Genomic DNA, 12543 nt, shown 5'->3' on the forward strand with positions numbered 1-12543 from the left:
GGTCCGCCTCGGCCTCGTCGGCCTCCCGGGAGCCGTTGCGGGCGGCCACCGTCAGGGCCGCCTCCCGCCAGCCGGGGGTGTCGGCGAGGGCGCGGGCCGCGGCGGCCCCGGCCAGGTGGTGGTGGCGGTGGCCGGAGTGCAGATGCCACAGTTCGTGTCCCAGGATGACCAGTTGCTGCACGTCCTCCGCCCGCTCCTCCACGATGATCAGGTCGAAGTCGGCGAACTCGACCCACAGTCCCGTCACTTCGATCTCGTCCGGGAACCGCTCGAACCGCAGCTTGACCGGCCGTCCGGCGCGCAGCGCGGTCATCTCCTCGCACAGAGCGTGGCACAACTGCCGTACGTCGCGCGGCGTTCGGGGGCGCGCGCGGACGGCGGCGGCCAGGTCGGCGGCCAGGGCGCGCATCGCCGGACCGGTGCGCGGGCGCAGCAGCCGGGAGGCGAGCCCGGTCATTCGCCGTCGCGTGCCCGCGATGCCCATCGGCCCCCCTTCACACCCTGTCCGGCCCGGTCATGGCTGGTCCGAGCGTACGCGCACGGGTGTGCCCGCGTCATGCGTTCCCCCGGCCATTGTTCAACGCGAAACGACCCATGAGCTTTGTCCAACCCATTGACGCGCACGCGCCGGGAATCTACGGTCCCGTTCGAAGTTACGGGCATCATTCGGCATATCGAACGTAGGGGCAAGGTATGGGACAACCTGGCCTGAACCGCAGGCACTTCCTCGGCGCCGCGGGCGGGTTGGTGACGGCCGCCGGCCTCGGTTTCGCCGCCCTCGGCAGCGGTGCCGACGCGCTGGCCGCCGGCGCCCGCACCCGGGTGCGCTACTGGAACCTCTTCCAGGGCGGCGACGGCGCCAACCAGGTCGCCATGGTCGACGCGTTCCGCAGGACGCACCCCGGCACCGCGGTGAAGGACTCCACCCTCACCTGGGGCGGCCCCTACTACACCAAGCTCGCCATGGCCGCCGCCGGCAACCGCGCCCCCGACCTCGCCGTCATGCACCAGGGCCGCGTCCCCGGCTTCGCCCCCGGCCGCCTCCTCGACCCCTGGGACACCGCTCTGCTGGCCGAGTACGGCGTGCGCGAGGCCGACTTCAACCCGGTGCTGTGGAAGCGCGGCGTCGTCGACGGCGAGCTGTACGCCCTGCCCCTCGACATCCACGTCCAGCTCTGCTTCTACCGCAAGGACGTGTGCCGCAAGGCCGGACTGCTGGACTCCGCCGGCCGGCTGCCCGCCGCCACCTCCACCGACGACTGGTTCGCCGTCCTGAAGGAGGCCAGGAAGCAGCTGGGGAAGGGACGGCAGACCCTCGGCCTGCACGCCAACGACCAGAACTTCTGCTGGTGGTTCTTCGTCGCCTTCTACCACCAGCTCGGCGGAACCTACTTCGACGCCGCCCGGTCCGACCTCACCTTCGACACCGACAAGGCCACCGAGGTCCTCGAGTTCTTCCGCAAGCACGTCACCGACGGCTACGTCACCCCGGGCGAGACCGACGCCGAGGCGTTCCTCGCCGGCTCCCCCTTCACCTGGGAGGGCAACTGGTCGGTGCCCTACTTCAAAGGCGAGAAGGTCGACTTCGGCGCCCAGCCGCTCCCCCCGGTCTTCGGCACCCCGGCCACCCACGCCGAGTCCCACTCCTTCGTCCTGCCCCACCAGGCCGGCCGCGGCGGCCCCGCCGACGAGGGCGCCTACCGGCTCGCCGCCTACATGGTCACCCACGCCACCACCTGGGCCCTCGGCGGCCACATCCCCGCCCACCTGCCCACCTTCGAGGACCCGGGCTACCGCGAGCTGGCCCCGCAGAACGAGTACTCCCGGCCCGCCATGGACCACCAGGCCAACGAGCCGCACATCTGGTTCGCCGGCTCCACCGGCATCCTCGCCCAGCGCCTCGGCCCGGTCATCGCCTCCTCCAACCTCGGCTCCACCGCCCCCGACAAGGCGGCCCACCGCATGAAGTCCCTGCTGGAGCGACTGCTCGCGGCGAAGAACCCGATGACCGGGCGCACCGCCGCCCAGGAGCTGAAGGGAGCCCCCGCGTGAGCAGCACGACCCTGACGACGGCCGGCCGCCCGGCCCGCCCCCGCGCCACCGCCGGCACCGACTCGGCCCGGGTGCGCTGGTCCCGCCGCCTCCAGCACGGCGGCTGGTTCGTCGCCCCGTTCCTCGTCCTGTACGGGCTGTTCGTCATCCTGCCCGTCGTCCGCGGCCTCTACCTCAGCTTCACGGACGCCAACATCTCCGGCGACCACACCGGCTTCGTCGGCCTCGCCAACTACCGCGAGGCGCTGCGGGACCCGCTCGTGTGGGACTCCCTGTGGCACAGCACGCAGTTCACGCTGTACGTCGTCCCGCTGATCGTCCTCGTGGCCCTGCTGATGGCCCTGATCGCCCACCACACCACGCACTTCAAGTGGCTGTGGCGGCTGTGCTTCTTCGCACCCTTCCTGCTGCCCTCGGCCGTCGTGGGCAACCTGTGGTGGTGGCTGTTCCAGCCCACCAACGGCATGGTCAACCACGTCCTCGGCCTGGACACCCCCTGGCTCACCCAGAAGTCCACGGCCATGCTCGCCGTCGTGGTCGCCACCCTGTGGTGGACGGTCGGCTTCTCCTTCCTGCTCTACCTGGCCGCCCTGCAGAACATCCCGCAGCACCTGTACGAGGCCGCCGAACTCGACGGCGCGGGCGCCCTCCAGCGGATGCTGTACATCACCGTGCCCAACCTGCGCTCCATCACCGGCCTGGTCGTCGCCCTCCAGGTCCTCGCCTCCCTCCAGGTCTTCGACCAGGCCGTGGTCATGTACCAGTTCGGCCCCGGACCGGAGGAATCGACGCGCACCTTCGTCCAGTACACCCTCGAACAGGGCTTCACCACCTACCGCGTGGGCTACGCCTCCGCGATCTCCTTCATCCTGTTCGTCATCGTCGCGGCCGTGGCGCTCGCCCGGATGTGGCTGCTGAAGAGCCGCGAGGAGGCCACCCGATGACCACCCGCTCCGCCCGCCGCTGGCCCCCCGCCCAGATCGCGCTCACGGCCGTCGCGGCGGCCCTCTCCCTGGTCTGGCTCGCCCCGCTGGCCTGGGCCCTGTCCACCTCCCTGAAGTCCCCGACCGAGTCCGTCACCTCGCCGCACTGGATCCCCGAGCACGTCACCCTGGACTCCTGGAAGGAGGTCCTGCGGGCGGGCGACATCCCCAACTGGTTCGTGAACTCCGTCGTCGTCTCCGTGTGCGTCACGGTGATCGTGCTGCTGGTGTCCTCCCTCGCCGGATACGGACTCGCACGCACCGAGTTCCGCGGCAAGGGCGCGGTGCTGGGCCTGATCATGGCCGGCCTGATGTTCTCCCCGGCGATCCTCGGCGTCCCGCTGTTCACCACGGTCCAGTCGCTCGGCATGGTCGACACCTACTGGGGCATGATCCTGCCCCAGTGTGCCCCGGCCGCCATGGTCTACATCCTCTACAAGTTCTTCCAGGGCCTGCCCCGGGAACTGGAGGAGGCCGCGTTCATCGACGGCGCCGGCCGCTGGCGGATCTTCTTCACCATCGTGCTGCCCCTGTCGAAGCCCTCGCTGTCCGCGGTCGGGATCTTCACCTTCATCGCGTCCTGGAACAACTTCCTGTGGCCGTACATGGTGACCAACAACCCCGACCTGATGACCATGCCCAACGGCATCGCCACCGTGCAGAACGCCTTCGGCATCGTCTGGCCCCAGCTGATGGCCGGCGGCCTGATCGCCGGACTCCCGCTGATCATCGTCTTCGTCTTCTTCCAGAGCCAGATCGTGCGGGGCGTCGCCCACACCGGCCTGGCCGGCCAGTGACGCGAGGAGCCCCGCGCCGAGACCCCGGCCGGCCCGTTCTCCAGTGACCCGGAAGGAACCCATGAGCAAGAACACCGCCCGCTTCACCCTCGACCCCGCCTTCACCGTCGGCGAGGTCGACCCCCGTCTCTTCGGTTCCTTCGTGGAACACCTCGGCCGCTGTGTGTACACCGGCATCTACGAACCGGACCACCCCGCGGCCGACGCCGAGGGCATCCGTACCGACGTGCTGGAACTGGTCCGCGAACTCGGCGTCACCGCCATCCGCTACCCCGGCGGCAACTTCGTCTCCGGCTACAAGTGGGAGGACTCCGTCGGCCCGGTCGAGGAGCGTCCCCGCCGGCTCGACCTGGCCTGGCACTCCACCGAGACCAACCGCTTCGGGCTGTCCGAGTACATCGCGTTCCTGAAGAAGGTCGGTCCCCAGGCGGAACCCATGATGGCGGTGAACCTCGGCACCCGGGGCGTCGCCGAGGCGCTGGAGCTCCAGGAGTACGCCAACCACCCCTCCGGCACCGCCCTGTCCGACCTGCGCGCCGCCCACGGCGACAAGGACCCCTTCGGCATCCGGCTGTGGTGCCTCGGCAACGAGATGGACGGCACCTGGCAGACCGGCCACAAGACGGCCGAGGAGTACGGCAGGCTCGCCGCCGAGACCGCCCGCGCCATGCGCCAGCAGGACCCCCGGGTGGAACTGGTCGCCTGCGGCTCCTCCACCCAGGCCATGCCCACCTTCGCCGAGTGGGAGGCCACCGTCCTGAAGGAGACGTACGACCTGGTCGACTACATCTCGGTGCACGCCTACTACGAGCCTGTCGACGGCGACGTGGACTCCTTCCTCGCCTCGGCCGTCGACATGGAGTCCTTCATCGAGAACGTGGTCGCGACGGCCGACCACGTGGGCGCGCTGCTGAAGTCGAAGAAGAGGATCAACCTCTCCTTCGACGAGTGGAACGTCTGGTACCTCACCAAGTGGGTGGAGTTCTCCGAGACGCGCGACCTGTCCGACTGGCCCGAGGCGCCCCGCCTGCTGGAGGACAACTACAGCGTCACCGACGCCGTCGTCTTCGGCTCGCTGCTGATCGCCCTGCTCCGGCACGCCGACCGGGTCACCGTCGCCTGCCTCGCCCAGCTCGTCAACGTCATCGCCCCCATCATGACCGAGCCGGGCGGCCCGGCCTGGCGGCAGACGACGTTCTTCCCGTTCGCGCAGGCCTCCAGGTACGGCCGCGGCCGGGTGCTCGACGTCCGCGTGGACTCGCCGACGTACGAGACGAAGAAGTACGGCGAGACGGACCTGCTGCACGCCACCGCCGTGCGCGCGGACGACGGCACCGTCACCGTGTTCGCGGTCAACCGGAGCCGCACCGAGCCGCTGCCCCTCGAAGTCGCCCTGCGCGGCCTGGAGCTGACCACCGTCACCGGGCACACCGCCCTCGCGGACGCCGACCCCGACGCCCGCAACACCCTGACCGACCCCGAACGCGTCACCCCGCACCCGGTCGAGGGCACCGCCCTGGCGGACGGCACCCTCACCGCCGTACTCGAGCCGCTGTCCTGGAACGTGATCAGGCTGGCGTGACCGGCGACCGGACCGGCGTGATCAGACCGGTGTGACGGGGACTCCGCCGCTCGCCGCGCCGAGCAGCGTCAGCCGTACCGACCCGGGGCCCGACAGCGTGGTGAACTCCGACAGGACCGCCAGCGCCAGCGTGTTGGTGCCCCGGGTGCGCAGGATGCCGTTCGGCAGCACGAACGTGTGCTGGGGACCGACGTTGTTGATGTACTGGCCCAGGTTCCATCCGTTGAGGAAGAGCTGGGCGCGGTAGGCGCGGTACGGGTCGTCGTCCAGGGTCAGGCCGATCGACGCGTCGACGCCGGCCGGCACCGACAGCCGGAACGTGGTCCGGTACCAGGTGACGCCCTGGTACCGCTCCGCGCGCGGGAACTGCGTCTCCTCCCAGTCCCGGTCCCGGAAGCCGGGCAGGTGCCAGCCGTGCCGCTCGCCGTACAGGCCGCCGTTGTTCAGCGGCCCGCGCACCGGGTCGGCGGGCCCCTCGCCCTGGATCCGCCAGCGCACCTTCGGCGCCGCGCCCTTGAAGGTGACCGCGGTCAGCCCGCGGGCCGCCTTGTGCGTGTCGAGCGCCTTGCCGTCCTGGTCGTGCTGCATGCGCCGGACCAGCACCGACAGCACGTGCCGGCCGGGGGAGCGCAGCCGCTCGCGCACCGGGAGGACGGCGGTCTCCGCCCAGCTGCCCTGGCGCACCGTGCCCTTGTCCGGCACGGGCATCCGGTGCGTGCCCAGCGGCTCGCCGTCCAGCCACGCCATCAGCGAACCCTGGGTGCCGGTGCTGTAGGCGAGCGCGATCTCCTCGATGCCCGTGCTGTCGGTGAAGGTGCCCCGGTACCAGACGTCGCCGTAGTGGAAGCCGTAGTCGTCGGCGAACAGCACCGGCTGACCCTCGGGGACGGCCGTGGTGGAGAACGACGAGGTCTTGTCGGCCTTCTTCCACGACGAGTCGTCGAAGCCCGGGCCCGCCTCCGGGTTCTCCCGCCGCGTCCGCCAGCCGCCCAGCCGGGGCAGCCGGACCTCGGGCACCCCCGGCAGCGGGCCCCTGGTCATCAGGGAGCCCGAGAGGGTGACCCGGGTGGTCACCCGGCGCCCGTTCCAGAACAGGGTGTCGATCCCGCGCGGCCCCCACACCTCCAGGCCCGCGGACTCCTTCAGGTCACCGGTGAGGTGCACCTCGGAGCCGCGCAGCTCGGCGTGGCGCAGCAGTGCCGGGCCGTACACCAGGAGGGTCCCGGACGGGGTGTCGTACGGGAACAGGCGGACGGCGGTGGCGTCGTCGGCGAAGAGCAGCAGCAGCGGGGTGTCGCTGTCGCCCTTCTGCACCAGCATCCGGGTCAGCCCGGCCTCGCCCAGGGGCGCGTTGACGTGCAGCTCGCCCCGGTCGTAGGCCCAGCCGCCCTCCGGGTCCAGCCGCTGCACGGACGGCTCGGCCCGGGACTCGAGCACCAGTTCCGCCATCTCGCCGCGGGGCCCGGTGAACACGGCGATGTCCTGCCGGCCCGTCGTCAGGCACAGCATGGGCGAGGCCGTGGAGTACTTCAGCCTGCGCCGGCCCAGCGGGAGCCCGGTGGTCAGCAGCCTGGCGTCCTTGCCGGGCACGGTGACGCGCAGCTTCCCGGCCTCGGTCGGCAGGTCGGTGGTGACCGCCTCCGTTCCGTCGTTGCGGGCGATGTACACCTGCGTGCCGGTGTCCTGGTTGGCGAGGTGGTAGACCTTCAGTCCCTCGGCCGTGACGTCGGGCGCCCGGTCCAGCTTGGCGAAGTCCGGCACGCGTTGCAGCAGATGGCCGAGCTGGTGCATCGGTGCGATCTTGCCGGTGACGTTGCGGGCCTCGTCGATGGCGGCGCCGTAGTCGTACGACGTGTAGACCACCGGTGCGGGCAGCCAGCCCCACGAGGTCCCGCCGAACGTCATGTACACGTTGTGCAGGGTGAGGCCGTTGGCCAGGTTGGTCAGGTAGAAGCGGCGTTCGTACGCCGCGTCCCGGGTGCGCCGCGACTCGGCGTACCCCTTGCCGTCGAACTCGGCCCCGCCCCACGGATCGAACCAGCCGCCGCCGAACTCGGGCACGAACCCGGGGGTGCCCGGCGATGCGGTGGCGCCGCCCTTGGGGCCGCCGGGCCCGAAGTGCCCCCAGTCCGGCGGGGTCTTGAACGGCGAGGGATAACCGTCGAAGCCGTACAGCCAGCCGCCCTTCTCCCCGCCGGTGTCGAAGGAGCCGGGGGTCCAGTAGCCGTTCCTGCCCTTGTCGTTGTGGAACAGCGGGACGTCGATCCCGTCGGCCCGCACCTTCTTGTACAGGTGCGACATGTACGCCCGGCCGGTCGCGTCGGCGGGGTGGGCGTCGTACTCGTTCTCGATCTGGTACAGCAGGATCGTGCCGGTGCCCCGGGTGAACAGGTGCCGGCGGGCGATCCGGTTCACCTGGGTCAGCCACTCGTCCACGTGCGCGAGATACGTGGGGTCGTCCGTGCGGGCCGTGCCCTTGGTCGCGGTCAGCCAGCCCGGCAAGCCGCCGCCGTCGACCTCGGCGTTGATGTACGGGCCCGGCCGCAGGATGACGTACAGCCCCGTCTCCGCCGCCATGCGCAGGAACAGGTCCAGGTCCCGGACGCCGGAGAAGTCGTAGCGGCCGGGTGCGGGGGAGTGGTAGTTCCAGGCGACGTAGACGCTGACGGCGTTGTAGCCGTGCGCCCGCATCTTCTGCAGGACGTCCCGCCACAGCGAGGGGCTCGGCAGCCGGAAGGGGTGCAGTTCGCCGGACCACACCACCAGCCGCCGACCGTCCACGAGCAGCGAGTAGCGGTCGTAGCCGATGGTGTGCCGCGCGCCGTCGGCCCGCGGCGGGGCCGGCGCCGGACCGGTCGGCGCGCTGCCGCCCGCGTACGCGGAGGGCGCCCCGGGGCCGCCGCTGCCGCCCAGGGCCAGCCCGAGCGCGGCGGAGCCGGCCAGGGCACTGAAGGAACGTCTGCTGAGCGCCAAGGTGGGTCCTCCCGGGCGGTCCTAGGGGGCGCGGGTCCGGCCATTCTCCACGGCGGCACGCCCCACAATGGATCCATGAGGATCTCGGCGCGGGCGGATTACGCGGTACGGGCGGTACTGGAGCTGGCCGTACGGCAGGGTAACGGCCCGGTGAAAGCAGAGGAAATCGCCGCCGTGCAGGACATCCCGCACAAGTTCCTGGAGGGCATCCTCGGCGATCTCAGGCGGGCCGGGATCGTGGACAGCCGGCGTGGCGGGGGCGGCGGTTACCGGCTGGCGCGGGCGGCGCCCTCGGTCACCGTGGCCGACGTCATCCGGGCGGTGGACGGCCCGATCGTGTCGGTACGCGGCGAACGCCCGACGGGCCTCGCCTACACGGGCACGGCCCGGCCGCTGCTGCCGCTGTGGATCGCCCTGCGCGCCAACGTCCGCCGCATCCTGGAGGGCGTCACCGTGGCCGACCTCGCGGCGGACGCCCTGCCCGAGCCCGTCCGGGCGCTGGCGGCGGAACCGGCGGCGTGGGAGAACCCGTGAGGGGCGGCTCCGCCTGGGCGGAACCCGGCCGACCGGGACTCGGCCGACCGGGGGACGGGCGCGTTTCCCGCCGCCCGTGCCGTTCGTTAGGGCGGACATGATCAAGAAGCTCACCTGTGCCTCCGCCCTGGCCACCGCGCTGCTGGCCGCCGCCGCCCCCGCCGCCGGGGCCGCCGCCCCCGTCCACGCTCCCGTCCACGCTCCCGTTCCCGCCGCCGGCGCCCCCGGCGTCGCCCTCCTGTCGGGCCTCCTCGGCTCACTGGAGACGGGCAACCCGGTCACCTCCCTGAACACCCTGCTCCCGACGGGCATCCAGGGCCGCTGAACGAGTACCTACGGCCGGTGCGGGAGGAGGCGGGTGCCTCCCCCGCACCGGCCGGCCGTCAGCCCCCGGTGAGTTCCTGTCAGAACCGTTGACTCGTTGACCATTCGCTTCTACGGTCCCGTCCGAACTGGCGATCGCTGTTCGGTATGACGAACGACCGCCCCAGGAAGAGGGAGCCGCAATGAAGCGCACCGCACTCCTCGCCGTCCCCGCCGCCCTGCTGCTCGCGCTCGTGCCGGGCACCGCCTCGGCGTACCCCAACCCCGGCACGGTCACCGGCAGCACCGTCGTGCACGACCCGACGATGATCCGTACCTCCGGCGGCCGTTACCTGCTCTACGCCACCGGCGGCGGGCTGGGCTACCGGACCTCCACCGACCGGATCAACTTCACCGCAGGCGCCGACGCCTTCACCACCAAACCGTCGTGGTGGTCGGCGTACGCCACCGAGGCGTGGGCGCCGGACATCTCGTACGCCGGCGGGAAGTACCTGATGTACTACGCCGTCTCCAAGTTCGGCGAGAACACCTCGGCGATCGGCCTGGCCGGCTCCACGACCGGGCTGCCCGGCTCCTGGACCGACTACGGCGTCGTCTACACCTCCACCTCCGGCAGCGACTACAACGCCATCGACCCCAACCTCTTCGTGGACGGCGACGGCAAGTGGTGGCTGTCCTTCGGCAGCTGGTGGACCGGCATCAAGATGATCCGCATCGACCCGGCGACCGGGAAGCAGTACGCGGGCGACACCAGGCGCTACTCCCTCGCCGCCCGGCCCACCGGCAGCAAGGCCGTCGAGGCGCCGTACATCGTCAAGCGCAACGGCTACTACTACCTCTTCGCCTCCTACGACGTCTGCTGCCAGGGCGCCGGTTCGACGTACAAGGTGAAGGTCGGCCGGGCGACCTCGGTCACCGGGCCGTACTACGACAAGAACGGCGTGGCGATGACGAACAACGGCGGCACCCCGGTCCTGGAGTCCCACGGCAACGTCATCGGGCCCGGCGGGCAGTCCGTCATGCACGACAGCGACGGCGACCTGATCGTCTACCACTACTACGACGGCAACGACGGCGGCACCCCGAAGCTCGGCATCAACCTGCTGGACTGGTCGTCGGGCTGGCCGGTGGCCTACTGAACCGCTCGGCCGCCGCACCTCACAGCCAGCCGCGCTGCGCCGCCTTCAGGCCCGCCTCGAAACGGCTGGAGGCGTGCAGGCGCTCCATCAGGGCGGCCATCTGGCGCCGTACCGTCCGCAGGGAGACCCCCAGCCGCTTGCCCGCGGCCTCGTCCGTCATCCCGGAGGCGAGCAGCTTGAGCAGCTCCCGCTCCGCCGGGGTGACCTCCTCCCCGTCCGCCGGCCTTCGCCGGTCCGCGCCGAGCGGCACCGCCGACTCCCAGGTCTGCTCGAACAGGGCGAGCAGCGACGCCACGATGCCGGGGGCGCTGGTGCACAGGGCGCCCAGTCGGGTGTTGGCCGGGTCGATCGGGACGACCGCGGTGCGCCGGTCGAAGATCAGCATGCGGGGCGGCAGCACCGGACTGGTGCGCACCTGCCCGCCCTGCTCGCTCAGCCAGCGGGCGTAGGCGAACGTGGCCGGGTCGTTGCGGGCGCTGTCCTGGTACACGGTCAGCAGCTGCACGCCCCGGCCCAGCGCCTGTTCGTCCAGCGGCCGGGAGGCGTCCAGGCTGGCCTGCGACTGGGCGCCGCCCGGCTCGATGGCCCGGCACTCCTCGCGCAGGTCCTTCGCCAGGCACTCCAGGCGCCGCTGGATGGCGTCCAGGCCGACGAGCCGTTCGGCGTCGTCCTCCCGGGTGTTGGGCCGCAGCGTGGCGAACTCGGCCACGGTACGGGCCACGGCCTCCCGGCTGCGGGCCAGCTCCTCCTGGCGGCGCACCAGCTCCGCCTCCTGCCGGCGCACGATGATCTCCAGCCCCACGTCGGGGCTGACCGCGCGCAGCATGCCGGGAGTGTCCCGGGACGGCTGGAGCAGCTCCAGGTCCACGAGCCGGTCCAGGCACCCGCGCACCTCGGTCTCGGTGAGCGCCAGCCGCGCGGCCAACTCGGCCACGCCGTCGTCCTCGTGGATCAGCAGAGCCCGGTAGACGGACTCCAACGACCGATCGAGCCCCAGTGCCTCCAGCACGCGACAACCCCCCGGAAGTGCGCAAATCCCCAGTACGAACGCCTCAGTGGCGCGATTCGATCATCCTACGGACGCGTTTTCGCCACGCAACCCGCGCGGTACGTCCACACACCCCTGGCACCTTCGTGCCAGCCACCTTGGTGCCGGTCGAATCCGCTTCCGCGCAGGTGGCACGGCCCGCAGGATGGTGATCACCGAGAGGGACACGGGCCGCACGGCCGGACCGGATCCCGCTCGCCGCAGCAACCGTTCTCCGCCATCACCGTCCAGGGGGATCCGCCATGTTCCGCACCGCTCGCCGTCTGATCGCCACCGGCGCCGCCGCCCTCGTCCTGTCCGCCACCGCCGTCACCGGCGCCGGGATCGTCATCGGCTGGGACAGCGGATCCGCCGGCACGCCGCTGGCCGGGGTCATCGGCTGGGACACCGAGCCGGCGCACACGACGCTCGCGACGGGCGCGGGCGTCATCGGCTGGGACTGAGCGCGTGCGGATCGTCAGCGTCACCCTCCGGCCACACGACGACTCGCGGGCACACGACGACGACTCGTCCCGGCCCATGGGCATCGGCCCGCTCCTGCACGATCTGCTGTGGGCGCACGCGGTGCCCGCCGCCGGACTCGAACACGTCAGGGTCCGCCCGGTCCGGGCCGGCCTGGAGGCGGTGTTCTTCGTCCGCGCCGCGTCCGACGCCGAGGCCGTGACCGGCGTACGGCACCTGCTCGCCCGGGTACGCGAACCGGTCGCCGCCCACGGTTACACGGTGCTCCTGCCGCGGCCGGCGCACCTGCGCGCCGACTTCGGCGCCTGACCACCTCCCCCTTCACACCCTCCCGCGCCCCGCACCCACGTGGTGCCCGCCGGCGCGTCCCTCCCGGACACCACCGTCGTCCGCTCCCCGCCGTGCGCCGCGTACTCCGCCCTGCCCGCGTACCTCCCCGACGCCCATGGGCGCCCCCCTGTCTTCCCCGTCCTTTCCGTCCTTGCCGGACTTCCCGAACTTCCCGGAGACCCGCCGTGCCCAGCAGGAAAGCACTGATCGTCCGTACGACGCTCGCCCTGTCCGCCGTGACGGCGGCCGGCGCGGCCGTGGCCCTGTCCACCGGTGCCGAGGCCGCCACCCCCGCGGCGGCCCCCGCCCCGGCCACGGC

The 12543-nt window shown here is 71.8% G+C and carries 12 protein-coding genes; 9 read left to right on the top strand and 3 right to left on the bottom strand.

The genetic code is table 11. The features are described 5' to 3' along the window. A partial coding sequence (locus tag H5J33_RS10090) for a toxin-antitoxin system, toxin component family protein (RefSeq protein WP_181794548.1) occupies positions 1-484 on the bottom strand: 484 nt, incomplete at its 3' end. 209 nt (positions 485-693) lie between these two features. On the opposite strand from H5J33_RS10090, the gene H5J33_RS10095 reads away from it, so the two are divergent. From H5J33_RS10095 to H5J33_RS10110, 4 genes are all read left to right on the top strand, one after another. Continuing rightward, the gene (locus H5J33_RS10095) at positions 694-2052 is read left to right on the top strand and encodes an extracellular solute-binding protein (protein WP_181794549.1); all 1359 of its coding nucleotides are present in this window, start codon (positions 694-696) and stop codon (positions 2050-2052) included. Beyond that, positions 2049-2996: a carbohydrate ABC transporter permease gene (locus tag H5J33_RS10100; RefSeq protein ID WP_181794550.1), complete on the top strand. Its 948-nt coding sequence runs from the start codon at positions 2049-2051 to the stop codon at positions 2994-2996. Before H5J33_RS10095 ends, H5J33_RS10100 begins: the two co-directional genes overlap by 4 nt. Next, positions 2993-3832, top strand: a complete 840-nt coding sequence (locus H5J33_RS10105; protein ID WP_181794551.1) for a carbohydrate ABC transporter permease — start codon at positions 2993-2995, stop codon at positions 3830-3832. Before H5J33_RS10100 ends, H5J33_RS10105 begins: the two co-directional genes overlap by 4 nt. Positions 3833-3893: 61 nt before the next feature. Continuing rightward, positions 3894-5414: an alpha-N-arabinofuranosidase gene (locus H5J33_RS10110; protein WP_181794552.1), complete on the top strand. Its 1521-nt coding sequence runs from the start codon at positions 3894-3896 to the stop codon at positions 5412-5414. A gap of 21 nt (positions 5415-5435) precedes the next feature. On the opposite strand, the gene H5J33_RS10115 is transcribed toward H5J33_RS10110, so the two are convergent. After that, the gene (locus tag H5J33_RS10115; protein WP_181794553.1) at positions 5436-8387 is read right to left on the bottom strand and encodes a beta-galactosidase; all 2952 of its coding nucleotides are present in this window, start codon (positions 8385-8387) and stop codon (positions 5436-5438) included. Between the two features lie 75 nt (positions 8388-8462). Between H5J33_RS10115 and H5J33_RS10120 the strand changes: the two genes are divergently transcribed. The 3 genes from H5J33_RS10120 (at position 8463) to H5J33_RS10130 (ending at position 10384) form a co-directional block, all read left to right on the top strand. Continuing rightward, a complete protein-coding gene (locus tag H5J33_RS10120; RefSeq protein ID WP_181794554.1) occupies positions 8463-8921 on the top strand; it encodes an Rrf2 family transcriptional regulator in 459 nt (152 codons plus the stop codon). A 97-nt stretch (positions 8922-9018) separates the two neighbouring features. Continuing rightward, positions 9019-9246, top strand: coding sequence for a hypothetical protein (locus tag H5J33_RS10125; protein ID WP_181794555.1), 228 nt, complete (start codon positions 9019-9021; stop codon positions 9244-9246). A gap of 181 nt (positions 9247-9427) precedes the next feature. Further along, complete coding sequence (locus H5J33_RS10130) at positions 9428-10384, top strand: arabinan endo-1,5-alpha-L-arabinosidase (protein WP_181794556.1); 957 nt, start codon at positions 9428-9430, stop codon at positions 10382-10384. Between the two features lie 19 nt (positions 10385-10403). Here H5J33_RS10130 and H5J33_RS10135 read toward each other — a convergent pair whose 3' ends face one another. Beyond that, complete coding sequence (locus H5J33_RS10135; RefSeq protein WP_181794557.1) at positions 10404-11393, bottom strand: LuxR family transcriptional regulator; 990 nt, start codon at positions 11391-11393, stop codon at positions 10404-10406. 281 nt (positions 11394-11674) lie between these two features. On the opposite strand from H5J33_RS10135, the gene H5J33_RS10140 reads away from it, so the two are divergent. Together H5J33_RS10140 and H5J33_RS10145 are read left to right on the top strand one after the other, a co-directional pair. Then, positions 11675-11875 carry a hypothetical protein gene (locus H5J33_RS10140; RefSeq protein ID WP_181794558.1) on the top strand — a complete coding sequence of 67 codons (201 nt, stop codon included), beginning with the start codon at positions 11675-11677 and terminating at the stop codon, positions 11873-11875. Between the two features lie 4 nt (positions 11876-11879). After that, positions 11880-12203, top strand: coding sequence for a hypothetical protein (locus tag H5J33_RS10145; protein WP_181794559.1), 324 nt, complete (start codon positions 11880-11882; stop codon positions 12201-12203). Positions 12204-12543: the final 340 nt, after the last annotated feature.

It is taken from the genome of Streptomyces sp. WELS2 (genome assembly GCF_013870595.1).
Taxonomy (GTDB): domain Bacteria; phylum Actinomycetota; class Actinomycetes; order Streptomycetales; family Streptomycetaceae; genus Streptomyces.

What these genes read in the sequence shown, in the direction of transcription:
- H5J33_RS10095 (WP_181794549.1), top strand. Translation starts at nt 694, where the DNA reads ATGGGACAACCTGGCCTGAACCGCAGGCACTTCCTCGGCGCCGCGGGC.
- H5J33_RS10105 (WP_181794551.1), top strand. Translation starts at nt 2,993, where the DNA reads ATGACCACCCGCTCCGCCCGCCGCTGGCCCCCCGCCCAGATCGCGCTC.
- H5J33_RS10110 (WP_181794552.1), top strand. Translation starts at nt 3,894, where the DNA reads ATGAGCAAGAACACCGCCCGCTTCACCCTCGACCCCGCCTTCACCGTC.
- H5J33_RS10120 (WP_181794554.1), top strand. Translation starts at nt 8,463, where the DNA reads ATGAGGATCTCGGCGCGGGCGGATTACGCGGTACGGGCGGTACTGGAG.
- H5J33_RS10125 (WP_181794555.1), top strand. Translation starts at nt 9,019, where the DNA reads ATGATCAAGAAGCTCACCTGTGCCTCCGCCCTGGCCACCGCGCTGCTG.
- H5J33_RS10130 (WP_181794556.1), top strand. Translation starts at nt 9,428, where the DNA reads ATGAAGCGCACCGCACTCCTCGCCGTCCCCGCCGCCCTGCTGCTCGCG.
- H5J33_RS10140 (WP_181794558.1), top strand. Translation starts at nt 11,675, where the DNA reads ATGTTCCGCACCGCTCGCCGTCTGATCGCCACCGGCGCCGCCGCCCTC.